21 protein-coding genes are annotated in these 24,774 nt (G+C 55.2%); 4 read left to right on the top strand and 17 right to left on the bottom strand.

Annotation, left to right across the window (positions count from 1 at the left end):
• Positions 1 to 10 precede the first annotated feature (10 nt).
• The 8 genes from nuoH to lrhA form a co-directional block, all read right to left on the bottom strand.
• Positions 11 to 988: an NADH-quinone oxidoreductase subunit NuoH gene (gene nuoH, locus UR289_RS11200; RefSeq protein WP_008500211.1), complete on the bottom strand. Its 978-nt coding sequence runs from the start codon at positions 986 to 988 to the stop codon at positions 11 to 13.
• Positions 985 to 3,708, bottom strand: coding sequence for an NADH-quinone oxidoreductase subunit NuoG (gene nuoG, locus UR289_RS11195; RefSeq protein WP_320710109.1), 2,724 nt, complete (start codon positions 3,706 to 3,708; stop codon positions 985 to 987). Before nuoG ends, nuoH begins: the two co-directional genes overlap by 4 nt.
• A gap of 55 nt (positions 3,709 to 3,763) precedes the next feature.
• The gene (nuoF, locus tag UR289_RS11190; RefSeq protein ID WP_023312536.1) at positions 3,764 to 5,101 is read right to left on the bottom strand and encodes an NADH-quinone oxidoreductase subunit NuoF; all 1,338 of its coding nucleotides are present in this window, start codon (positions 5,099 to 5,101) and stop codon (positions 3,764 to 3,766) included.
• A complete protein-coding gene (gene nuoE / locus UR289_RS11185; protein WP_006176513.1) occupies positions 5,098 to 5,598 on the bottom strand; it encodes an NADH-quinone oxidoreductase subunit NuoE in 501 nt (166 codons plus the stop codon). Before nuoE ends, nuoF begins: the two co-directional genes overlap by 4 nt.
• 2 nt (positions 5,599 to 5,600) lie before the next feature.
• Positions 5,601 to 7,403: an NADH-quinone oxidoreductase subunit C/D gene (gene nuoC, locus UR289_RS11180; RefSeq protein WP_023312537.1), complete on the bottom strand. Its 1,803-nt coding sequence runs from the start codon at positions 7,401 to 7,403 to the stop codon at positions 5,601 to 5,603.
• An 89-nt stretch (positions 7,404 to 7,492) separates the two neighbouring features.
• On the bottom strand, positions 7,493 to 8,167 hold the full coding sequence (gene nuoB, locus UR289_RS11175; protein WP_003861482.1) for an NADH-quinone oxidoreductase subunit NuoB: 675 nt from the start codon (positions 8,165 to 8,167) through the stop codon (positions 7,493 to 7,495).
• A gap of 15 nt (positions 8,168 to 8,182) precedes the next feature.
• Positions 8,183 to 8,623 carry an NADH-quinone oxidoreductase subunit NuoA gene (nuoA, locus tag UR289_RS11170; RefSeq protein ID WP_014171000.1) on the bottom strand — a complete coding sequence of 147 codons (441 nt, stop codon included), beginning with the start codon at positions 8,621 to 8,623 and terminating at the stop codon, positions 8,183 to 8,185.
• 631 nt (positions 8,624 to 9,254) lie between these two features.
• Complete coding sequence (gene lrhA / locus UR289_RS11165; protein WP_029741933.1) at positions 9,255 to 10,193, bottom strand: transcriptional regulator LrhA; 939 nt, start codon at positions 10,191 to 10,193, stop codon at positions 9,255 to 9,257.
• Positions 10,194 to 11,130: 937 nt separating this feature from the next.
• Between lrhA and alaA the strand changes: the two genes are divergently transcribed.
• Complete coding sequence (alaA, locus tag UR289_RS11160) at positions 11,131 to 12,345, top strand: alanine transaminase AlaA (protein WP_008500204.1); 1,215 nt, start codon at positions 11,131 to 11,133, stop codon at positions 12,343 to 12,345.
• 94 nt (positions 12,346 to 12,439) lie between these two features.
• Complete coding sequence (gene yfbR, locus UR289_RS11155) at positions 12,440 to 13,039, top strand: 5'-deoxynucleotidase (RefSeq protein ID WP_023312539.1); 600 nt, start codon at positions 12,440 to 12,442, stop codon at positions 13,037 to 13,039.
• An 80-nt stretch (positions 13,040 to 13,119) separates the two neighbouring features.
• On the opposite strand, the gene UR289_RS11150 is transcribed toward yfbR, so the two are convergent.
• The 4 genes from UR289_RS11150 to yfbV all read right to left on the bottom strand — a co-directional run bounded on the left by UR289_RS11150 (position 13,120) and on the right by yfbV (position 16,741).
• Positions 13,120 to 14,952 (bottom strand): SLC13 family permease, encoded by a 1,833-nt coding sequence (locus UR289_RS11150; protein WP_033146079.1) that lies wholly within the window; start codon positions 14,950 to 14,952, stop codon positions 13,120 to 13,122.
• A 75-nt stretch (positions 14,953 to 15,027) separates the two neighbouring features.
• Positions 15,028 to 15,687, bottom strand: coding sequence for a sugar phosphatase (locus UR289_RS11145; protein ID WP_320710105.1), 660 nt, complete (start codon positions 15,685 to 15,687; stop codon positions 15,028 to 15,030).
• 11 nt (positions 15,688 to 15,698) lie between these two features.
• Complete coding sequence (locus tag UR289_RS11140) at positions 15,699 to 16,193, bottom strand: YfbU family protein (RefSeq protein WP_008502874.1); 495 nt, start codon at positions 16,191 to 16,193, stop codon at positions 15,699 to 15,701.
• A 92-nt stretch (positions 16,194 to 16,285) separates the two neighbouring features.
• Positions 16,286 to 16,741, bottom strand: coding sequence for a terminus macrodomain insulation protein YfbV (gene yfbV / locus UR289_RS11135; protein ID WP_023312543.1), 456 nt, complete (start codon positions 16,739 to 16,741; stop codon positions 16,286 to 16,288).
• Between the two features lie 337 nt (positions 16,742 to 17,078).
• On the opposite strand from yfbV, the gene ackA reads away from it, so the two are divergent.
• Both ackA and pta read left to right on the top strand, forming a co-directional pair.
• Positions 17,079 to 18,281, top strand: coding sequence for an acetate kinase (gene ackA / locus UR289_RS11130; RefSeq protein ID WP_033146081.1), 1,203 nt, complete (start codon positions 17,079 to 17,081; stop codon positions 18,279 to 18,281).
• A gap of 76 nt (positions 18,282 to 18,357) precedes the next feature.
• Entirely contained in the window at positions 18,358 to 20,499 is a 2,142-nt protein-coding gene (gene pta, locus UR289_RS11125) for a phosphate acetyltransferase (protein ID WP_023312545.1), read from the top strand.
• A 74-nt stretch (positions 20,500 to 20,573) separates the two neighbouring features.
• Here pta and UR289_RS11120 read toward each other — a convergent pair whose 3' ends face one another.
• From UR289_RS11120 to UR289_RS11100, 5 genes are all read right to left on the bottom strand, one after another.
• Entirely contained in the window at positions 20,574 to 21,527 is a 954-nt protein-coding gene (locus tag UR289_RS11120; RefSeq protein WP_023312546.1) for a transketolase family protein, read from the bottom strand.
• Positions 21,520 to 22,350, bottom strand: a complete 831-nt coding sequence (locus UR289_RS11115) for a transketolase (protein WP_182931014.1) — start codon at positions 22,348 to 22,350, stop codon at positions 21,520 to 21,522. Before UR289_RS11115 ends, UR289_RS11120 begins: the two co-directional genes overlap by 8 nt.
• On the bottom strand, positions 22,347 to 23,738 hold the full coding sequence (locus UR289_RS11110; RefSeq protein WP_023312548.1) for a PTS ascorbate transporter subunit IIC: 1,392 nt from the start codon (positions 23,736 to 23,738) through the stop codon (positions 22,347 to 22,349). Before UR289_RS11110 ends, UR289_RS11115 begins: the two co-directional genes overlap by 4 nt.
• Positions 23,739 to 23,759: 21 nt before the next feature.
• Positions 23,760 to 24,032 carry a PTS sugar transporter subunit IIB gene (locus tag UR289_RS11105; protein ID WP_003861447.1) on the bottom strand — a complete coding sequence of 91 codons (273 nt, stop codon included), beginning with the start codon at positions 24,030 to 24,032 and terminating at the stop codon, positions 23,760 to 23,762.
• 80 nt (positions 24,033 to 24,112) lie between these two features.
• Entirely contained in the window at positions 24,113 to 24,556 is a 444-nt protein-coding gene (locus tag UR289_RS11100) for a PTS sugar transporter subunit IIA (protein ID WP_320710102.1), read from the bottom strand.
• Positions 24,557 to 24,774: the final 218 nt, after the last annotated feature.

The raw sequence follows: 24,774 nt of genomic DNA, 5'->3' as shown, positions 1-24,774 counted from the left end.
CTATAGCCCCTTATGGCTGCTGCCAGAGAATGACAGCCGCCGTTACCAACAAGTTGACGAGCGTCAGCGGCAGGCACACTTTCCAGCCGAAGGACATTACCTGGTCATAACGCGGACGCGGTAACGCTGCGCGAATCAAAATGAACATCATCATGAAGAACGCGGTTTTCAGCGCGAACCAGATGAACGGCGGTAAGAACGGGCCATGCCAGCCACCGAAGAACAGCGTTACCATCAACGCGGAAATGGTGACGATACCGATGTACTCGCCCACGAAGAACAGACCGAATTTCATACCGGAATATTCGATGTGGTAACCGTCGGCCAGTTCCTGTTCGGCTTCTGGCTGGTCAAACGGGTGACGGTGACACACCGCCACGCCCGCGATAGCAAAGGTAATAAACCCAAAGAACTGCGGGATAACGTTCCAGATGTCGGCCTGGTTATTGACGATGTCGGTCATGTTAAATGAACCGGCCTGCGCCACCACGCCCATCAGGGAGAGCCCCAGGAACACTTCGTAGCTCAGGGTCTGCGCGGAAGCACGCATCGCACCCAGCAGCGAGTATTTGTTGTTACTGGACCAGCCTGCGAACAGCACCGCGTAAACCGCGAGGCCTGCCATCATCAGGAAGAACAGAATGCCGATGTTCAGGTCAGCGACCACCCAGGTCGGGCTGACCGGAACGATAGCAAACGCCAGCAGCAGCGAGGTGAAGGCGATCATCGGTGCCAGAGTAAAGATCACGCGGTCCGAGAAGCGCGGGATCCAGTCCTCTTTAAAGAACATCTTGATCATGTCCGCGACCAGCTGGAGTGAACCACCCCAGCCCACGCGGTTCGGTCCGTAACGGTTCTGGAACAGACCGAGCAGACGACGTTCACCAAAGCTCATGAACGCGCCGCAGGTGACCACCACCAGCAGGATAACAATCGCTTTCAGAATGCTCAGCAGGATGTCGATAAGATCCGGCGTTAACCAACTCATGCTTTTGCCTCCTGCAGATTATCAAGACGCGCACCCGCCAGAACCGGCGCAATGCCAGGCATACCCATCGGCAGACCCACCTGCCCTGCTGTCAGACCTTCGGAGATAATCAGCGGCAGGCTGATTGTCTGGCCGTCATAGCTAAAGGCAATGTTTGCGCCCGCGTTTACGCCAAGCTTCGCGGCATCCGCCGGGTTAAGCTTGATGTAAGGCTGCGGCATGCGGGTCTGGAAGACCGGTGAACGCTGTGACAGCTCGTCGCTACCGAACAGATGGTAGTACGGCGCGATACGCCAGTTACCTTCCTGCGCCTGGAAGCTCGCCGGTACGGAGGTGAAGAAGTCCAGACCGGTTTCGGAGGCTTCAATCAGACGCACGCCCGGATCGCCGTGACGCAGGGAGCCACCCACTTCAGCCTGGAACTTGTTCCATGCCTGCGGGGAGTTCCAGCCCGGCGCCCATGCGAATGGGATTTGCGAACGCGGCGCAGACGGCTGGTTGTTCCCTTCCATAGAGAAGGCGAACATGGTGTCTTTATCCTGCGGCTGGCGCGGTTCGTGCACGCTGATATTGGCGCGCATCGCGGTACGGCCGCTGTAACGGTGCGGTTCACGCGCCAGTTTCTGGCCGCGAATGCGGAAGCTGGCTTCAGGTGCGGCATCTTTAATGCCTGCCAGCTGAGGCAGTTTTTCCACTACCGCGTCGATAACGTGGTCGAGCTGCGTCCAGTCCACTTCACGGCTCTGTACGGTGCTGTGCAGGGAGTGCAGCCAGCGCCAGCTTTCCAGCATCACGGTGTTGCTGTCGTAGTACGCCGGATCGTAAACCTGGAAGAAACGCTGGGCGCGACCTTCGTTGTTGATAACGGTACCGTCGCTTTCTGCGAAGCTTGCCGCAGAGAGCACCAGGTGCGCTTTGTCCATGATCGCGGTGCGCTGATGGTCAATGACCATTACCAGCGGCGCTTTGGAGAGCGCGGCGTCAACGCGAGCGGCAGAGGCGTGGCGATGCAGGTCGTTTTCCAGCACCACAACGGCGTCAGCGGCACCGGACTCCAGTTCGCTTAACGCTGCTTCCAGCGAGCCGCCGCCGATCATGCCCAGACCAATGCTGTTCACCGCACGGGCAATCATGGTCACGCCGACATCAGCACCGCGGCCTTTCAGGGCTTTGGCAACGTTGGCTGCCGCCTGAATGATCTCCGCGCTACCGGCGTTGGTACCGGAAATAATCAGCGGTTTTTTCGAACCCGCCAGGGCCTGAACAATCACGTCAACCTTGTTCTGCAGGTCGCGATCCAGTTCAACGGCCGGTGAGCTGCTGTCCAGCGCGTGGGCAATGGCAAAGCCGAGGCGCGCCTGATCTTCAACCGGCGCGCAGTAGGTCCACGCCGCGATATCGTCCAGACGGGTGTTGTCAACGTTCGTCACAAACAGAGGATGCTTCGCGCGCTGGCCGATGTTGAGGATCGCCGCAATCTGCCAGTCAGCCACTTTCTGCGCCGCTGCCATTTCACGTGCTTTACCCTTCACCGCCTGACGAACCGCCAGAGCCGCGCGTGCGCCCGTCTGCGTCAGGTCTTCACCCAGCACCAGGACCGCATCATAAGATTCGATTTCGCGCAGCGCTGGGGTATGAATACCGCCTTCACGCAGCACTTTCAGTACCAGCTGAAGACGTTCCTGCTCGCCCTGAGCGATACCGGTATAGAAGTTTTCCGCGCCAACCAGCTCGCGCAGCGCAAAGTTGCTTTCGATGCTGGCGCGCGGGGAGCCGATACCGATCACTTTCTTCGACTGGCGCAGAATATCTGCCGCGCCCTGCATCGCCTGCTCAGCGTTCAGGGTAATGAAGTCGTCGCCACGGCGCTGAACCGGCTGACGCGGACGGTCCTTCAGGTTCACATAGCCATAGCCGAAACGACCGCGGTCGCACAGGAAGTAGTGGTTAACGGTGCCGTTGTAACGGTTTTCGATACGACGCAGTTCGCCGTAACGCTCACCCGGGCTGGTGTTACAGCCGAGGGAACACTGCTGGCAGATGCTTGGCGCAAACTGCATGTCCCATTTACGGTTGTAACGCTCGGAGTGGGTTTTATCGGTGAATACGCCTGTCGGGCAGATTTCTACCAGGTTACCGGAGAATTCGCTTTCCAGCACGCCGTCTTCCGGACGACCGAAGTAGACGTTATCGTGCGCGCCATACACGCCCAGATCCTGACCGTCTGCGTAATCTTTGTAGTAACGCACGCAGCGGTAGCAGGCGATGCAGCGGTTCATTTCGTGAGAGATGAACGGCCCCAGGTCCTGATTACGGTGGGTACGCTTGGTAAAGCGATAGCGACGGAAGCTGTGGCCGGTCATCACGGTCATATCCTGAAGGTGGCAGTTACCGCCCTCTTCACAGACCGGACAGTCGTGCGGGTGGTTGGTCATCAACCATTCCACAACGCTTTCGCGGAACTGTTTCGCTTCTTCGTCATCAATCGAAATAAAAGTGCCTTCGGTGGCTGGCGTCATACAGGACATCACCAGGCGACCACGCGTGTCTTCCGCGTTTTGATATTGCTTCACCGCACACTGGCGGCAAGCACCGACGCTGCCCAGCGCCGGATGCCAGCAAAAGTACGGAATATCGAGGCCAAGAGACAGACAAGCTTCCAGCAGGTTGTCCGCCCCGTTGACTTCGTATTCTTTGCCGTCTACATGAATCGTAGCCATTAGCATGCTTCCAGTTGGCTCGGTCGAAACCGAGCGTTAATCAAAATTCTTGTCGTTACCAGCGCGCTTTAAGCAGGTTCGGCTGAATCCCATTAATAGCATGGGTATTGCTGAACGGCTGCTTGATGCCTGCTTCGAACTCGTCGCGGAAATATTTGATCGCGCTCTGCAGAGGTTCGACGGCACCCGGTGCGTGGGCACAGAAGGTTTTACCCGGGCCTAAGAATCGACACAGTTGCTCAAGCGTCTCGATATCCCCAGGCTGGCCTTCGCCACGTTCGATTGCACGCAGGATCTTCACGCTCCACGGCAGACCATCACGGCACGGTGTACACCAGCCGCAGGACTCGCGGGCGAAGAACTCTTCCAGGTTACGCACCAGCGAGACCATGCCGATCTCGTGGTCGACGGCCATCGCCAGCGCCGTACCCAGACGGCTGCCTGCTTTACCAATGCTTTCGAATTCCATTGGCAGGTCAAGGTGGGCTTCGGTCAGGAAGTCTGTCCCTGCCCCACCCGGCTGCCAGGCTTTGAATTTCAGGCCATCGCGCATGCCGCCAGCGTAGTCTTCAAGAATTTCACGTGCGGTGGTACCGAACGGCAGTTCCCAGACGCCAGGATTTTTAACGCGACCAGAGAAGCCCATCAGCTTGGTACCGGCATCTTTGCTTGAGGAGATGCCCTGATACCACTCCACGCCGTTGGCGAGGATAGCCGGAACGTTACACAGGGTTTCAACGTTGTTTACGCAGGTCGGTTTACCCCATACGCCGGAACTTGCCGGGAACGGTGGCTTGGAACGCGGGTTCGCGCGGCGGCCTTCCAGGGAGTTAATCAGCGCGGTTTCTTCACCGCAGATATAACGCCCTGCGCCGGTGTGCACGAACAGTTCAAAGTCAAACCCGGTGCCAAGGATGTTTTTACCCAGCAGGCCCGCTTCGGTGGCTTCGGCAATCGCGCGACGCAGGTTTTCCGCTGCTTCGATGTACTCACCGCGCAGGAAGATGTAGCCACGGTAGGCTTTCAGCGCAAACGCGGAGATCAGCATGCCTTCCACCAGCAGGTGCGGCAGCTGTTCCATCAGCAGGCGGTCTTTATAGGTACCCGGCTCCATTTCATCGGCGTTACACAGCAGGTAACGGATGTTCATGGATTCGTCTTTCGGCATCAGGCTCCACTTCAAACCGGTGGAGAAGCCCGCACCGCCGCGCCCTTTCAGGCCGGAGTCTTTCACCGCATTAACGATGTCGTCCGGCGCCATGCCGCCAAGGGCTTTACGCGCGCCGGCATAGCCGTTTTTGCTCTGGTATTCGTCGAGCCATACCGGCTGTTTGTCATCGCGCAGACGCCAGGTCAGCGGATGCGTCTCAGCAGTACGAATTACAGTTTTCATTTGTACTGCTCCAGCAGGTCAGGAATCGCTTCCGGCGTCAGATGGCTATGAGTGTCCTCATCAATCATCATGGTCGGCCCCTTGTCGCAGTTACCCAGGCAGCAGGTTGGCAGCAGGGTAAAGCGCCCATCGAACGTGGTCTGGCCCGGCTTGATATTGAGTTTTTTCTCAATCGCAGCCTGAATACCCTGATAACCGGTAATGTGGCAGACAACGCTGTCACAGTAGCGGATCACATGGCGGCCGACCGGCTGACGGAAGATCTGGCTGTAGAACGTGGCTACGCCCTCTACGTCACTTGCCGGAATACCCAGCACTTTCGCGATCTCATAGATCGCCCCATCCGGCACCCAACCACGCTGTTTCTGTACGATTTTCAGCGCTTCAATGGACGCCGCACGCGGGTCTTCGTAGTGGTGCATCTCGTGCTCAATCGCGGCACGTTCTGCTTCACTCAGCTCAAAAGCCTCGGTTTGTGGTTGTTGATTCTCGTGCATAATTAGCGGTCCACATCTGACATAACAAAATCGATACTACCCAGATACACAATCAGGTCAGAGACCAGACTGCCGCGGATGGCGGACGGGATCTGCTGCAGGTGCGCAAAGCTCGGCGTACGCACGCGGGTACGGTAGCTCATGGTGCTGCCGTCACTGGTCAGGTAGTAACTGTTAATACCCTTGGTCGCTTCAATCATCTGGAAGGATTCTTGCGCCGGCATGACCGGACCCCAGGAAACCTGCAGGAAGTGGGTGATCAGGGTTTCGATATGCTGCAGCGTGCGCTCTTTCGGTGGCGGCGTCGTCAGCGGGTGATCCGCCTTGAACGGGCCTTCCGGCATGTTGTTGAGGCACTGCTCAAGGATGCGCAGACTCTGGCGTAGCTCTTCCACTTTCAGCATCACGCGGGTGTAGCAGTCGGAAACACCGCCGCCCACCGGGACTTCAAAGTCGAAGTTCTCGTAGCCAGAGTAAGGACGGGCTTTACGCACGTCGAAATCAATACCGGTCGCACGCAGACCTGCACCTGTCGTACCCCACTCCAGCGCTTCTTTCGCGCCGTAGGCAGCAACGCCCTGGGAACGGCCTTTCAGGATGGTGTTACGCAGCGCGGCTTTCTCATAAGACGCCAGACGTTTTGGCATCCAGTCGAGGAATTCACGCAGCAGACGGTCCCAGCCGCGCGGCAGATCGTGTGCCACGCCGCCGATACGGAACCAGGCCGGGTGCATACGGAAACCGGTAATCGCTTCCACCAGATCGTAGATTTTCTGACGGTCGGTAAAGGCGAAGAAGACCGGGGTCATCGCGCCGACGTCCTGAATGAACGTGGAGATGTACAGCAGGTGGCTGTTGATACGGAACAGTTCTGACAGCATAACGCGAATCACGTTAACGCGATCCGGCGTAACGATACCCGCCAGTTTCTCAACGGCCAGCACGTATGGCATTTCGTTGACGCAGCCGCCGAGGTACTCGATACGATCGGTATACGGAATGTAGCTGTGCCAGGACTGACGCTCGCCCATCTTCTCAGCACCACGGTGGTGGTAGCCGATGTCCGGAACACAGTCGACAATCTCTTCGCCATCAAGCTGAAGGATAATACGGAATGCACCGTGCGCAGACGGGTGGTTTGGACCGAGGTTGAGGAACATGAAGTCCTCGTTGTCGGTACCGCGCTTCATGCCCCAGTCTTCCGGCTTGAAGGTCAGCGCTTCCATTTCCAGGTCCTGTTTGGCTTTGGTCAGCTCAAACGGGTCGAATTCGGTTGCACGCGCAGGGTAGTCTTTACGCAGCGGGTGGCCGGTCCAGGTCTGCGGCATCATGATGCGCGTCAGATGCGGGTGGCCGTCGAAGGTCATGCCGAACATTTCCCAGGTTTCACGCTCATACCAGTTCGCGTTCGGGAAAAGTTTGGTGATCGTCGGCAGATGCATGTCGTTTTCAGACAATGCCACCTTGAGCATGATATCCGTATTACGGTCTATTGAGATCAGGTGGTAGAAAACGGAAAAATCCGCAGCAGGGAGACCCTGGCGGTGGGTACGCAGACGTTCATCCATGCCGTGTAAGTCAAACAGCATGACGTACGGTTTTGGCAATTTCTTGAGGAAATCGACAACTTCCAGCAATTGCTCACGCTTCACCCAAACAACGGGTACCCCGGTGCGGGTAGCCTGAACAGTAAAGGCATCCGGCCCAAAACGGTTGCGCAGTTCGCCAATGACTGGGTCATCCAGATGATCCCGGGTCTGCCAGGCGGCTTCTTGCGCGGTTAAGTCGGTCATATTGTTCACCATTGCAAATGGTCCGTGGTGACTGTTGAGCCTGGCTTCGCGCTATTTGAGTAGTGATATGCGAAGGTGTTCTCCAGGCCTACAGGCGCAAATTAAATTTCGTCAGGCGTACGCAGATTGGTGACGGCAATACGTTCACCACGTTTACGCTCGCGCTCAGACTGCATGTTCGCGCGATACACACCCTGATCGCCAACAACCCACGACAGTGGGCGACGTTCTTTACCAATAGATTCCTGCAGCAGCATCAGCGCCTGCATGTAGGCTTCCGGACGTGGCGGACAACCCGGGATGTACACATCCACTGGGATAAATTTATCTACGCCCTGCACGACGGAATAAATGTCGTACATACCGCCAGAGTTTGCACATGCGCCCATGGAGATAACCCATTTTGGCTCCAGCATCTGGTCATACAGACGCTGAATAACAGGTGCCATCTTGGTAAAGCACGTACCGGCAACCACCATCAGGTCAGCCTGACGCGGGGAAGCACGGAGTACCTCGGCCCCAAAACGCGCAACGTCATGCACCGCAGTGAATGACGTCACCATTTCAACGTAGCAGCAAGAAAGACCAAAGTTGTAAGGCCAGATGGAGTTCTTACGACCCCAGTTGACCATATCGTGCATGGCATGTTCGAGCTTGCCCATGTACACGCTTTTATTGACTTCTTGCTCCAGGGGGTCGGTTACGATCTCCTGTTTTTGCAGGGGGTAACGGTCATTCTCACCGTTAGGATCTATGCGGGTGAGCGTATAATCCATCTTATTGCCTCGCTGTTACTGCTGACGATTAGAGATACTGTTTTCCGGGTTGATGTGTTCACGACGTGAACGCGCAGGCGTCCAGTCAAGCGCGCCAATACGCACCAGATAAACCAGACCGGCCAGTAGCACTAAAATGAAAATTGCGGCCTCGACAAAGCCCACCCAACCACTTTCGCGGATGGACGTTGACCATGCGAAAAGGTAAAGCGCTTCCACGTCGAAGATGACGAAGAACATGGCTACCAGATAGAACTTGGCAGACAGGCGTAAGCGAGCGGAACCTACTGAATCAATACCTGATTCGAAAGGTGTGTTTTTGTGCCTTGCACGGGCGCGACCGCCCAGGAACCAGCCGCCGACTAACATCAGGCAGCACAGGCCAATGGCTACAATAAGAAAGATTGCGAATGCCCAGTGATGAGCGATGACTTCTGTGGATGTTGACATACTCATTGCTTACTCATCAAAAGTGATACCAACGACACTGCTCTTGCTGGCAGATGGGCATCACATCGATTCATGGGGAGGAACAAATAACCTTACACTAACTGTCAGAAATGAGACGTAGACAGCAAAATGATGGGGTTTTTTACTCCTTTCTATAACCTATTGTCAACTTTAACAAAGGTTTCTTCACATTAAATTACATCGAGCGATTCTCATTAACATTTGGTGCCCTTTAACCCTGGTGGGTGCATGACTTTCCGTCAAATGTATGTTGTTGAATCGTGTCCGTTTCGGAAGTAAAAAAAATAACCCTCCTATTTTGACAGGATTTGCCAACGATTCCTCCCCCCAAATAGGAGTATTTTCTTGATCTGCGACACGCTTTTGTTAATTCAACATGGAAAACGGCAACATATTTCCTGTTTTTTTAACATGAGAGGGATATGGGCGAAGTCAGAACGGAAAACGGACAAGTTTTAAGCAAAAGTATTCAGCTTATTGATAAATAAGAGAGTATCCTGAAAACCCTTGCGCCATAAGCGGGTATTATTGCGTAAAAAAAGCCACTGCATGTGAAAATCACACGAGTGGCTGTTTTTTACACTTACATTTTGTTACCAGAATATTGAGCTATCGATCACTCAAAATCCCCTTCGACGATCAGGGAGTCATCCCCTCCTTCGGAGGTAACGCGCTCGAATTGCCACGGGTTATGGTAGTTTTCCATCGCCTCGAACACCACTTTGGCCAACTCGTTATGGCTGGACGAATTGTGGCAGAGCAGATACTCCGTATCCGGCAGCGCAGGAAGACCGTCGGATTTCCCCAGAACGCGCAGATCGGGGCTCATCATCTCTACCGGACGGGCCGTTACGCCCAGCCCGGCCTTCACGGCGGCACGAACCGCTGGCAGCGTGGAAGCCACATACGCCAGACGCCACGGAATATTGGCCTCATTCAGCGCCGTGAGCACCATATCGCGGAACGGGCTCGGGTCATCCAGCAAGACCAGCGGAACCGGCTCCCCTTTTTGCAGCACGTACTCGGCTGCGCAATACCAGTGTGTAGGTGATGTGCGCAGCGTCAGGCAATCAAACTGCCCGGGACGATGCGTCGTCACCACAAGGTCGACTTTGTGCTCATTTAACATCTCAACCATAAAGGCATTACGTTTTACGCTAACGTCCAGCGCAAGCTTCGGATAAACCGAACTAATACGGTTGAGAAGAAACGGCAATATAGTATCCGCTGACTCATCAGATGCGCCTAACGTTAGCACCCCTTGAAGGTTGCTAAACATTAATGACATACATGCTTCATCATTAAAGCGAAGAATTTTCCTGGCATAACCCAGTAGCTGAATACCGTGTTCCGTTAAGAGCTTATTACGCCCGTGACGTGCAAAAAGCTCTTTACCAACCAGTTGCTCCAGCCGCTGCATTTGCTGGCTAACGGCGGACTGAGTTCGGCAAACGGCGGCAGCAGCTGCTGCAAAAGTGTTGAGATCGGCGACCGCAACAAACGTTCTCAGCAGATCGAGGTCGAGATTCATTATCGGACGATTTGCATTTATCATATCTATTCACTTTCAGGTTGCTCGTGCGGAGCTGCCCGGGTTGAAGCTGTGTGTAACAGTTAAGCAATTCCCTCTGAAGGTTTTCCCTCGCATCCCGGCCCGGCAGACTGCCTGACAGATAGTTATTGTGCTGCTTTATATCAACAGTCAGAAAGCACGTTTCATGACGTTATTTTTATTCTCTTAAACGTTCAGGATATTTAGATGTTCGCAGGTTTATGTAAATTACATTAAAGGTATAACACCTTTTCTGCCATCTTTATCGCAGCGCTGTCAACGTAGCAGGAGATGTGCGACACATTCCAGCCAGAGATAACTCCAACAATAACAATCAATTAATTCGAAAAGTCAGTGCCAGATATACAAAATTTTTGCATCTGTCCTCTGCTTTCCTGAAAGACATCTTAACCCAAATCCACTTTATTTATAAGTCTTATTGCAATATTGAGGATTAAAGAAGAATGTTAAGCTTCTAAACTAATTTTATTAAAATTAACTAAAGTTGCATTTTATAGGTTAATAATAAATAAATTTTAATTTAGATTAAGACCATTCATTAATGGCACTTAACATTAATTTCACATGAGTAACTTTTAGCCACATTATGCTTTTACAGGAACATGTATCAAGCATTCAGGTTTTACGAAAAGTCACGCAGGGTGATTGCTACCCTTGTCAGGTTCACCACTTATTTTTACCAGCACAATATACAGAATTCTGACAAATGAATAGCACATTTAACCTATCATCGTGCCATGCGCACAACTTTAATACAGTAAAAAAGCTAACGCACAGCGAAAAAGATTTATCAAAATTTTGCTCCCGGCACAAAATCTTCTACTGCACACCCTTCAAAACGAAGCGAGGGGGGAGTACATTATTCCGTGCTGACTTCCACGGCAGGGAGCGGCAATAATAGCGAAAAGGTTAAAGGTTCATGTCCCCTATCGAAAAATCCAGCAAGCTAGATAACGTCTGTTATGACATCCGCGGCCCGGTTCTGAAAGAGGCAAAACGCCTTGAAGAGGAAGGCAACAAGGTTCTGAAACTCAACATTGGTAACCCTGCGCCATTTGGTTTTGAAGCGCCGGATGAAATTCTGGTTGATGTGATCCGCAACCTTCCAACTGCACAAGGCTATTGCGATTCAAAAGGACTTTACTCCGCACGTAAAGCCATCATGCAGCACTACCAGGCACGCGGTATGCGCGATGTTACCGTTGAAGATATCTATATCGGCAACGGCGTTTCCGAACTGATCGTGCAGGCGATGCAGGCGCTGCTGAACAGCGGGGACGAAATGCTGGTGCCCGCGCCGGACTATCCGCTGTGGACGGCTGCCGTATCACTGTCGAGCGGGAAAGCCGTGCACTATCTGTGCGACGAGTCCTCCGACTGGTTCCCGGACCTCGATGATATTCGCGCAAAAATCACGCCCCGCACGCGCGGCATCGTGATCATTAACCCGAACAACCCGACGGGTGCAGTGTACTCAAAAGAGCTGCTGATGGAGATCGTCGAGCTCGCCCGCCAGCACAACCTGATCATCTTTGCCGACGAAATTTACGACAAGATCCTGTACGACGCGGCACAGCACCACTCAATCGCTGCGCTGGCACCGGATCTGCTGACCGTCACCTTTAACGGCCTGTCTAAAACCTACCGCGTGGCCGGTTTCCGTCAGGGCTGGATGGTACTGAACGGCCCGAAAAAGCACGCCAAAGGCTATATCGAAGGGCTGGAGATGCTGGCCTCGATGCGTTTATGCGCCAACGTGCCGGCGCAGCACGCAATCCAGACGGCGCTGGGTGGTTATCAGAGCATTAGCGAGTTCATCGTTCCCGGTGGTCGCCTGTATGAACAGCGCAACCGCGCGTGGGAGCTGATCAACGATATCCCGGGCGTCTCCTGCGTGAAGCCGAATGGCGCGCTGTATATGTTCCCGAAAATTGACGCGAAGCGCTTCAATATTCATGACGATCAGAAAATGGTGCTGGATTTCCTGCTTCAGGAAAAAGTGCTGCTGGTTCAGGGGACGGCGTTTAACTGGCCGTGGCCGGATCACGTGCGCATCGTGACGCTGCCGCGCGAAGATGACCTCGAAATGGCCATCAGCCGCTTCGGGCGCTTCCTCTCCGGATACCATCAGTAATCTTAAAGGCAGGCTACTTCGGTAGCCTGATTTGCATCTTCCCTCCCCTCCCCGCACAATGAACGCCTGTCGCAGTGAAGACAAAAGGTAACCTATGAGTCAGAGTCATTTCTTCGCCCACCTCTCCCGCCTGAAACTCATCAACCGCTGGCCGCTGATGCGTAATGTCCGCACGGAAAATGTCTCAGAGCACAGTCTGCAGGTTGCGATGGTCGCTCACGCGCTGGCCGCCATTAAAAACCGCAAATTCAACGGTCAGGTCAATCCAGAGCGCATCGCCCTGCTGGCGATGTACCACGATGCGTCAGAAGTGCTGACCGGCGACCTGCCCACGCCGGTGAAATATTTCAACTCGCAAATTGCGCAGGAATATAAGGCCATCGAGAAAATTGCCCAGCAGAAGCTGATTGACATGGTGCCGGATGAGTTGCGCGACATTTTTGAGCCGCTCATCGATGAGCATCAGTACACGGAAGATGAAAAGTCGCTGGTCAAGCAGGCCGACGCGCTCTGCGCCTATCTGAAGTGTCTGGAAGAGCTGTCTGCGGGGAATAACGAATTTTTACTGGCGAAAACGCGTCTGGAAAAAACGCTGGAATCTCGCCGCAGCGAAGAGATGGACTATTTTATGCAGGTGTTTGTGCCGAGCTTCCATCTGTCGCTGGATGAGATTAGCCAGGATTCACCTTTGTAATCTGTTGCCCAGCAGCGCTGCGTTTGCGGGGCCTGCGGGTTACAGGCCGGGTAAGGCGCAGCCGCCACCCGGCAAAATTATCAGAACGGGAACAGGACCGGTATCAACACCACGCACACTACCATTACCAGCACGGTGAACGGCACGCCCAGCTTCACGAAATCACTGAACTTATAATTCCCGGGCCCCAGCACCAGCGTATTCACCGGTGAAGAGACCGGCGTCATAAATGCCGCGGAGGCCGCCATTGCGACCATCATCGCAAAGGGATACGGCGACACGCCCATGGATTTGGCCATCGCCAGCGCAATCGGCGCCATCAGTACCGCCGTCGCGGTATTGGAGATAAACAGACCGATGGTGGCGCACATGATGAACAGACAGACCAGCATCATGTACGGCCCATACCCGCCGCCAACGTCCATTAAGCCTTTAACAATCAGATCCACCCCGCCGGTTTTTTGCAGCGCCAGGGCAAAAGGCATCATCCCGACAATGAGGATAATGCTCGGCCAGTGAATGGCTTTATAGGCGCTTTCGGCGTCAATGCAGCGGAATTTGCCCATCAGAAGGCAGGCGATAATAGCCGCGACCGGATTGGGAATTTCATCGGTCAGCATCAGCGCCACCATCAGCACCAGACAAAAAATCGCGTGGGGCGCCTGGCTGTGAGCCGGGGAGGCGTCGCTCTCCTCGACAGGCATGTTGAGCACCACAAAATCGCGCCCTTTTTGCCCAAGCTGGCTAATTAGCTTCCAGTTACCAACAACGAGGAAGATATCGCCCAGCAGGATCGGCTCATCCACCACCGCCCCTTCCATCGCTACGCCATCGCGCTTCAGCCCCACGACATTCAGGCCATAGCGGGTTCGGAACCCCATTTCCCGCACGGTTTTGCCCAGCAGTTCCGATTCCGGGATCAGCGATACTTCGGCCATGCCGACATCCAGTGCCTGATCGGAGAAATACTCCCCGCGCAGCACCATCGGTTCCAGCAGCTGCTCGCTGCAAAACTCGCGCAGATCCACGTCCGCGGTCGACATATCAATCAGCAGGACGTCCCGCGCGCGGAACTCCGACACCCCGTTAACGTTGACAATCACCCGGCGAAAACGACGCCAGCGCTCAACGCCGATCACGTTCGCGCCATAGCGCTCACGCAGCTTCAGGTCGTCAAGACGCTGTCCCACCATCGGCGAACCGGGGCGAATAGCCAGACGGCGCGCGCGCCCGGTAAGGCGGTACTCCTTAATCAGATCGCGGAAGGTGCGTCGCTTCCACCCTTCTTTATTTTTGTCCTGTTTTTCACCTTTCAGGGCAAACCGGGTCAGCAGCATGTAGACCACGCCCATCACCAGAATGACCAGCCCAAGCGGGGTGACGCTGAAAAAACTGAAGCCCTGGAATCCTTCCCGGATCAGCTCGCTGTTGACGACCAGGTTCGGCGGCGTTGCCACCAGCGTCATCATGCCGCTAATCAAACCGGCAAAACTCAGGGGCATCATCAGGCGCGACGGCGAGATCTGCATCCGCATGGAGACGCTCAGCACCACCGGGATAAAGATGGCGACCACGCCCGTTGAGCTCATAAACGCTCCCAGCCCGGCGACGGTCACCATCAGGTAGATCAGCATTTTGGTTTCGCTGCTGCCCGCCACCTTCACCAGCCACGACCCCATGATGGTCGCCACGCCGGTACGCACCAGCCCATCACCAATAATAAACAGGGCGGCAATCAGGATAACGTTGGGATCGCTAAACCCGGAGAAGGCTTCCGGCAGCGTGAGCGTACCGCTCAGCACAAACGCGACGATGACAAACAAGGCGACGGCGTCCATGCGTACCTTGCCCGTTGCAAAAAGAAGGATGGCGATTAAAAGCAGGCTCAGGACCCAAATCAGTTCACCGTTCACAACATGTCCTTGTCAGTGGGAGATGAGGAATTTTGCCATAAAAAAGCCCCAGCAATGTGGGGCTATATCATGTGATTACATTTTTAGCGAGACGGTTACAACCCCGTCAGAGGCTTTCGAAACAGCCAGCGCCGTCAGTGAATCCAGCACAAAGTCTGCCTCCTCCAGGCGGGGAGATCCCGCCGGAACATTCACCGCGATAACGTGGCTTCCGGCGTTCAGACCGGCCAGTACGCCAGCGGCCGCGTCTTCCACCACCACGCACTCTTCAGGGGCGAGGCCCAGCAGTTCAGCGCCCAGTAAAAAAGCGTCTGGCTCCGGTTTACCGCGCTTTACGCGCTCCGCCGTGATAAACACTTCTGGCGTCGGCAGACCAGCCGCCTTGTGACGGGCGTGGGCGACGGGAATGGAGCCTGAGGTAACGATAGCCCACGGAATCTGCGCCTCGTTCAGATGCTCAAGCAGCTCGAGCGCGCCCGGTAAGGCGGTGATGCCGTCCGTATCCGTGGCTTCAATATGTTCCAGGTATTTGAACTCCGCCTGAATTTCGTCCTCAGAGCGTCCCGCCAGGAAGTGCCGTAGCGAGGTGATGGCCTGTTTGCCATGGATAAAATTCAGCACGTCCTGATGGTCGATGCCATGTCTGTCAGCCCAATGGCACCAGGAACGCTCCACAACCGGCAGCGAATCCACCAGCGTACCGTCCAGATCAAACAGAAAACCTCTACACTGCACACGCACCTCCGTCAGGCATTAATGATTTGTTGAATTTCGTTGCTGCTTAAATGGTACTGGCGCGGGCAGGCGTGCCACGCGCTTAGCATTCGCTGATATTTATCCCACATAGGGGTCTGCGCGTTGAAGCCGTGGGTGCCCGCGTCAAAGTGGGTGTAGCGCCCTTCTGTATTCACCATAAAGCGAACATAGCTCAGATAACGCGCTTCCGTTGCGGCATCAAAGCCTAAGAAGGTCACGCGGCGCTCGTCGATGGACTGCTGATCTTTGAGATTCGTCCAGGACACGTGCAGGGCGTGATACATCTCCATAATGTCGATCACGATGCGACAGGTTTCTTCTTTCAGCTCGCCAAACTCGCGGTCCAGTTCGCGCATTTGCAAACCAAAACCGCGTTCAACGATGGTTTGCAGGCGGCTGTAGCGCGCAGCGTTATCGGGATCAAGCATAGTCATCATCTTGTACTGGTTGGACAAAATCAGACGTTGAGCATGGGTCATTTCCATCTTTCGACTCCTGTAGCGCATTGCACTTTAAAAAAAAGACACGGTAACTGATTGTTACTGTGCCTTCTTTTCGTCGTCGTTTCGATGATCAATCACAAATCATCGAGGAATGTTTTATCCAGTTGCTTAAAAGCGCGCTTTAACGTGTCCGCCAGCGCCTGGTAGTCCGGCTTGCCTTCGACCGGGGCGAGCGCCTGTCCGGCCTCCTCCAGTTTTCCGCGCACTTCATAAAACCAGTGTAAAATAGAAGGGGGAAGCGGAGTGATGGACCGTTTACCTAACCACCACAGGCCCTGCATCGGCAGGCTTAAGGCGAAGAGCGCCGTCGCGACTGCAGGACCAAGCTGCCCGCCCAACGCAATCTGCCAGCACAGCGTAAAGACAGCGACAGGCGGCATAAAGCGAATCGCATAGCGCGTAGCGCGGATGGTGCGATTCTCAATGAACATTGGCGCAAGGCGCTTTTCCATCGGCCACGTCTTTGCGTAATGCTGTCCCCGACGAAACAGACTAAAGAAATTTACGGACGGGTTCTCTGGTGTCGACATGGCTGTACCTCAACTTCACATATAAAAATTAAAATTTTCGTGCAAAACCACAACAAGCTATGACAACGTTCAAAATATTTTGTCATCTCTACCCCGTATCGGGTATCCTGTGCCAGCCTGATAGGGCCCTAGACGAGAATCATTAACTCGTCAAATTATTGCACATTATGCCATTGGCTGAAAATTGTGCAAAATGGCATAAAATCATAGTTATTTCTTCCATCATGCCACAATGTTCGTTTGGCATGATGTTAATCATAAATGTCTGAGTCCTCATGCGTTACGCTGTTAGACTCACTGACGTTTTTTTAGCCACGTATCAATAATAGGTACTTCCATGTCGAGTAAGTTAGTACTGGTTCTGAACTGCGGTAGCTCCTCACTGAAATTCGCCATCATCGATGCGCTCAACGGTGACGAATACCTCTCTGGTTTGGCCGAATGTTTCCATCTGCCTGAAGCACGTATCAAGTGGAAGATGGACGGCAGCAAACAAGAAGCGGCTTTAGGTGCAGGCGCCGCTCACAGTGAAGCGCTGAACTTTATCGTTAACACTATTCTGGCACAAAAACCAGAACTGTCTGCTCAGCTGACTGCGATTGGTCACCGTATCGTCCACGGCGGCGAAAAATACACCAGCTCCGTCGTGATCGACGAATCTGTGATCCAGGGCATCAAGGACTCTGCGTCCTTCGCACCGCTGCACAACCCGGCTCACCTGATCGGTATCGCTGAAGCGCTGAAATCCTTCCCGAATCTGAAAGACAAAAACGTGGCCGTATTCGACACCGCGTTCCATCAGACCATGCCGGAAGAGTCTTACCTCTATGCCCTGCCATACAGCCTGTACAAAGAACACGGCGTACGTCGCTACGGCGCGCACGGCACCAGCCACTTCTATGTAACTCAGGAAGCCGCAAAAGTTCTGAACAAGCCGGTTGAAGAACTGAACATCATCACCTGCCACCTGGGCAACGGTGGTTCTGTTTCTGCTATCCGCAACGGTAAATGTGTTGATACTTCCATGGGTCTGACCCCGCTGGAAGGTCTGGTGATGGGTACCCGTTCCGGTGACATCGACCCGGCGATCATCTTCCACCTGCACGACACCCTGGGCATGAGCGTTGACCAGATCAACAAAATGCTGACCAAAGAGTCTGGCCTGCTGGGTCTGACCGAAGTCACCAGCGACTGCCGTTACGTTGAAGACAACTACGCAGAGAAAGAAGACGCTAAACGTGCAATGGACGTTTACTGCCACCGTCTGGCGAAGTACATCGGCTCTTACACTGCGCTGATGGACGGTCGTCTGGACGCGGTTATCTTCACCGGTGGTATCGGTGAGAACGCGGCAATGGTTCGTGAACTGTCCCTGGGCAAACTGGGCGTTCTGGGCTTCGACGTTGATCACGAGCGTAACCTGGCTGCCCGCTTCGGCAAGTCTGGCTTCATCAACAAAGAAGGCACCCGCCCTGCTCTCGTTATCCCAACTAACGAAGAACTGGTCATTGCGCAAGACGCGCACCGCCTGACTGCCTGATTCCACACCGCCAGCAATGCTGGCGGTGCTGTTTTGTAACCCGCCCAATTGCGGCGGTAACGAAAGAGGATAAACCGTGTCCCGTACTATTATGCTGATCCCTACCGGAACCAGCGTCGGCCTGACCAGCGTCAGCCTTGGCGTTATCCGTGCTATGGAACGCAAAGGCGTTCGTCTGAGCGTCTTTAAGCCAATCGCCCAGCCACGTGCCGGTGGCGATGCGCCAGACCAGACCACCACCATCGTTCGCAAGAACTCCAATCTGCCAGCGGCTGAACCGCTGAAGATGAGCCACGTTGAGTCTCTGCTGTCCAGCAACCAGAAAGACGTGCTGATGGAAGAGATCATCGCCAACTACCATGCTAACGCGCAAGACGCGGAAGTGGTGCTGGTTGAAGGTCTGGTCCCGACGCGCAAACACCAGTTTGCCCAGTCTCTGAACTTTGAAATCGCGAAAACCCTGAACGCAGAGATCGTTTTCGTGATGTCTCAGGGCACCGACACCCCAGAGCAGCTGAACGAGCGTATCGAACTGACGCGCAGCAGCTTCGGCGGCGCGAAAAATACCAACATCACCGGCGTGATCGTGAACAAGCTGAACGCACCGGTGGATGAGCAGGGACGTACTCGCCCTGACCTGTCCGAGATTTTCGACGACTCTTCCAAAGCGAAAGTCATCAAAGTTGACCCGGCTAAGCTGCAGGAATCCAGCCCTCTGCCAGTACTGGGCGCGGTGCCATGGAGCTTCGATCTGATTGCAACCCGTGCAATCGATATGGCGCGTCACCTGAACGCTACCATCGTTAACGAAGGCGACATCAACACCCGCCGCGTGAAGTCCGTAACCTTCTGTGCGCGCAGCATTCCGCACATGCTGGAACACTTCCGCGCAGGTTCCCTGCTGGTAACCTCCGCAGACCGTCCTGACGTGCTGGTTGCCGCCTGCCTGGCCGCGATGAACGGCGTGGAAATCGGTGCGATCCTGCTGACCGGTGCCTACGAGATGGACCCACGCGTCAGCAAGCTGTGCGAACGCGCGTTTGCGACCGGCCTGCCGGTCTTCATGGTGAACACCAACACCTGGCAGACCTCCCTGAGCCTGCAGAGCTTTAACCTGGAAGTGCCGGTTGATGACCACGAGCGTATCGAGAAAGTTCAGGAATACGTTGCGGGCTACATCAACGCAGACTGGATCGAATCCCTGACTGCAACCTCCGAGCGCAGCCGCCGCCTGTCTCCTCCAGCATTCCGTTATCAGCTGACCGAGCTGGCGCGTAAAGCGGGCAAACGCGTTGTTCTGCCAGAAGGCGACGAACCACGTACCGTTAAAGCGGCTGCTATCTGTGCAGAGCGCGGCATCGCGACCTGTGTGCTGCTGGGTAACCCGGATGAGATCACCCGCGTTGCGGCGTCTCAGGGCGTTGAGCTGGGCGCTGGCATCGAAATCGTTGACCCTGAAGTGGTTCGCGAGAGCTACGTTGCTCGTCTGGTTGAGCTGCGTAAGAGCAAGGGCATGACCGAAGCCGTTGCGCGCGAACAGCTGGAAGACAACGTGGTGCTGGGCACGCTGATGCTTGAGCAGGACGAAGTTGACGGTCTGGTTTCCGGTGCGGTTCACACCACGGCGAACACCATCCGTCCACCGCTGCAGCTGATCAAAACCGCGCCAGGCAGCTCTCTGGTTTCTTCCGTGTTCTTCATGCTGCTGCCTGAACAGGTTTACGTTTACGGCGACTGCGCGATCAACCCGGATCCAACCGCAGAACAGCTGGCAGAAATCGCTATCCAGTCCGCGGACTCCGCGATTGCCTTCGGTATCGAACCGCGCGTAGCAATGCTCTCCTACTCCACCGGTACCTCTGGTGCTGGTAGCGACGTAGAGAAAGTACGTGAAGCGACCCGTCTGGCGCAGGAAAAACGTCCTGACCTGATGATCGACGGCCCGCTGCAGTACGACGCCGCCGTGATGGCCGACGTTGCGAAATCCAAAGCGCCGAACTCGCCGGTTGCAGGTCGCGCTACCGTGTTCATCTTCCCGGATCTGAACACCGGTAACACCACCTATAAAGCGGTGCAGCGTTCAGCAGACCTGATCTCCATCGGGCCAATGCTGCAGGGCATGCGCAAACCTGTGAACGACCTGTCTCGTGGCGCGCTGGTTGACGATATCGTCTACACCATCGCGCTGACCGCGATCCAGTCTTCGCAGCAGCAGTAATGTTAAAAAGCCCGGTGGCGCCAGCGCTTACCGGGCAACAAAAAGGCGACCACTTAACGGGTCGCCTTTTTTATTTACAGCAGCTCTCGCGCCGCCGATACAATGTCATGTGCCGTCAGGCCATACTCCTTCTGCAGGAAATCCTGTGTCCCCACCTGGCCGTAACGCTCCTTGACGCCCACCCGCCGCATCGGTACCGGGCAGGTTTCCACCAGCACCTCCGCCACCGCCGATCCCAGGCCGTTGTGAATACTGTGGTTTTCACAGGTGACGATGCGACCGGTTTTCTCGGCGTAGTTTTTCACCAGCATCCGGTCGATGGGCTTCAGGGTAAACATGTCGATGACCGCCGCGCTGACCCCCTCCTGCTCAAGCTGGCGCGCCGCTTCCAGCGCTTCCGCCACCATGATGCCGTTGGCAATCAGGGTTATATCGGTTCCTTCGCGCAGCACGTTGCCTTTACCAATGGTGAAGGTTGACCCCGGGGCATACACGCTCGGCGCCTGCTTACGGATGGTGCGTACCCAGTAGAAGCCTTCGAGGTCGATAAGCTGGCGCAGCACGTCCTCAAACATCACCGCGTCGGTCACCTCCAGCACCACCGAATGCGCCAGACCGCGTACGATGCCCATATCCTCAAACGACATATGCGTTCCGCCGTTGTGGCAGGCCGTCACGCCCGCATCCGAGGCAATCACCTTCACGTTGTTGCGCTGATAGTCCAGGGACATAAACAGCTGGTCGAAGCAGCGACGGCTGGCAAACGCGGTGAAGGTATGAACGAACGGTTTACGCCCGGTAAGCGACAGCCCCGCCGCGGTGCCGATGACGTTGGCCTCCATAATGCCGCAGTTAATCACGTGCTGCGGATAATCGCGCGCCACGCCGTCCATCGCCATCGAGCTCATCAGATCCGCTTCCAGGGCGATAATCTCGCTTCCTGCCTCAATCTGCTTTGCCACAAAGCCCGCGTAGACCTTACGCATCTCAACGGCGTCTTTCTCTCCTGCCGGTGCAACCTTAATCATGTGAAGCCTCCAGTTGGCGAATCGTCTCGTTGAGGGCCGCTTTGCTCTCCGCGGTCAACCGCAGGTGGTGCGAGTTGCTGAGCTGTTCCAGGTACGGCACCCCCTGCCCTTTGATGCTGTCGAGGATGACGACTATCGGACGCGCGTCGGCAGCCGGGACCCGCGACGTCACCGCCAGCAGTCCCGGGATGTCGTCGCCCTTCACCGTCGCCACGTCAAAGCCAAAGGCGCGGAATTTCCCCTCCAGGTCAAACGCGCTGATGATTTCGTCCAGCTCGCCGTCGAGCTGCTGTTTGTTCCAGTCCACGAACACCGTCAGGTTGTTAAGGCGATGATGAGCGATAAACTGGAAGGCTTCCCAGCACTGCCCCTCGTTCAGCTCGCCGTCACCGACAATGCAGAAGACCCGATTCGGTCGCCCCGCCAGCCTGTGTGAGAGCGCCATACCGCCAGCGATGGAGATCCCCTGCCCCAGCGAACCGGTGGTGGCGTCCACGCCGCGCGTTTTCAGACGGTCCGGGTGGCTTGGCAGGCGCGTGCCGTTCTGGTTCAGGGTGCTCAGCTCTTCCACCGGGAAGTAGCCCTTGATCGCCAGCGTGCTGTAGAGCGCCGGGCCCGCATGGCCTTTCGACAGGACAAAATAGTCTCGCTCCGGCCAGTCCGGATCCGCCGGGTCGATTTTCATCACCGCGCCGTACAGTACGGACAGGGTTTCAACCACTGACATACTGCCGCCATAGTGTCCAAAGCCCAGCTGCGTCAGGGATTTCAGCGTCTCAAGGCGGATCTGACGCGCGAGTTCGGTTATCTCTTTCTCATTCATGATTTGGCTCCGGTGTTTTCCTGCGCGTTACCGCCCGCAGGTTTGTTTTTCGCGAAGACGTTGTACGCCACCAGCAGCGCGAACAACGCCACAACCAGTCCGGTGATGGCAAGCGGCGACAGGAAGCGCGCCAGGTTGCCGAGGACAATCCCGACCGCGCCGAAGTCGGCGTCCGAGAAGGTAGTGTTGGCAAAGCCAATGGCGCCCAGCACCGGCAGCAGCAGAACCGGCAGGAAGGTGATCAGCAGGCCGTTAGCAAAGGCGCCAATCATTGCCCCGCGGCGTCCGCCGGTGGCGTTACCAAACACGCCCGCCGTTGCGCCGGTGAAGAAGTGCGGCACGACGCCCGGGAGGATCAGCACCCAGCTAAACTGACCGCAGATGAACAACCCCACAATCCCGCCGAGGAAGCTGAACAGGAAGCCAATCAGCACCGCGTTTGGCGCATAGGGATACACCACCGGGCAGTCCAGCGCAGGACGCGCGTTCGGCACCAGCTTTTCCGAGAAGCCGGTAAAGGCCGGAACGATTTCCGCCAGAATCAGGCGTACGCCCTGCAGGATGATGAACACGCCCGCCGCGAAGGTGATCGCCATGATGATGGCGTAGACCAGGTAGTTCTGACCGCCGCTGAAGGTGGCCTCGACATACTCACGTCCGGCGCTCACCGCCATGATCAGGTAGATAATCATCATGGTCAGGGAGATGGAGATCGAGCTGTCGCGCAGGAAGCTCAGGTTCTTCGGCAGGTTCATCTCTTCGGTTGAGCGAGAGCCTTTACCGACCTTGCTGCCAATCCAGCCGGACAGCACGTAGCCCAGCGTGCCAAAGTGGCCGAATGCAATCTCATCGTTGCCGGTAATGCGCTTCATGTAGCGCTGCGCAATCGCCGGGAAGAAGGCCATGATCAGGCCGAGGATCAGCGAGCCGGTAAAGACCAGACCCACGCCCTCAAAGCCTGCCACCGTCAGGATCACGCCAATCATGCACGCCATGTAAAACGTGTGGTGTCCGGTCAGGAAGATGTACTTCAGGCGGGTAAAGCGCGCGACGATAATATTCGCCACCATGCCGAAGGCCATAATAAGCGCGGTCGCTGCACCGTATTTTTCCAGCGCAATTGACACAATCGCTTCATTGTTTGGAATAATGCCCTGAATCGTAAAGGCGTGCTCAAACATACCGCCCAAAGGATTTAATGACCCCACCAGCACCGTGGCGCCGCCGCCCAGCACAATAAAGCCGAGAATGGTTTTAATCGTCCCTTTCACCACGTCCGAAAACGCTTTTTTCTGCGCAACCAGACCAATTAGCGCAATTAAACCGACCAGCACCGAAGGGACTTTTAAAATATCAACAACGAAATTCAGCGTTTCAAGGATAAACATATCCACCTCGCCTTATCAGGGTTATTGTCTTTCGAACCAGGCGCGCAGCTGCGCTTCAAGTTCGTTGATGTCGATGATGTTGTTAATCACCACCAGCTGGCTTTCCGGCACGCTGGCGCTGGCCGCAATGTCTTTTGCCATCACGAACAGATCGGCTGCGCCCGGCGTGGCCGAGGAGAGATCGGAATGTTCAACCTCAGCCTCAATCTCCAGTTTTTTAAGCACCTTTTTAATATTCATTTCGACCATAAAACTGCTGCCCAGGCCGGAGCCGCAAATAGCCATGATTTTCATTGTTGTCCCCTTATTTTGAGTAGAGCACGCCCCATCACGCTGTCGCGTAATGTTGTGAATAATCGGATTAAAGAATTAAATCAGAAGCGGTCAATAACCGTTTTAATTTCCTCCAGGGTATTCGCCTGATGCAGTTTCTCCATATCCTCGTCGCTGGAAAATAATTCTGCGAGTGCGGATATCATTTCGATATGGCTATGTTTATCCGGTGCCGCGAGCATAATAATGACATCGACAGGGTCAAACTCACCGGCACCAAACGAGACGCCCTGTTTTAGTTTTAATAAAGACAACCCCAGTCCTTTGGCGCCTTCCTCCGGCCGCGCATGCGGCATCGCCAGCCCTGGTGCCAGCACATAATAGGGTCCTAACGTGTGGTGCTGCTGGATGATGGCCGTGACGTATTCAGGCTCAATCACCTGCATATCCAGAAGCGGCGTCGCGCACAGCTCCAGCGCCTGCGGCCAGTTTTCCACGCTATCCTGCAGCGTGATGGTTGTATCATATATCCATTTTTTGAGCACTTTTCACTCCCGCTACACGCTAAAGATGAGCAAACTTTATTCAACACATCGCTGAATGACTGCGATCGCGATCACAAAGATAGCGCTACCAATCGTTTACATGCAGAAATGTGATAGCGCTATCAAATTGCAATCACGGCGCTAAATCACAGCAAAAAAAGGGATTTAAGGGGTATACTGCCTGTCACGTGAAGCGAAGGAAATGAAGAACGCGTCTG

This window comes from Enterobacter sp. 302C9 (genome assembly GCF_034106085.1).
Classification (GTDB): Bacteria; Pseudomonadota; Gammaproteobacteria; order Enterobacterales; family Enterobacteriaceae; genus Enterobacter; species Enterobacter asburiae_B.
This window is presented reverse-complemented; position numbering and strand designations above follow the sequence as displayed.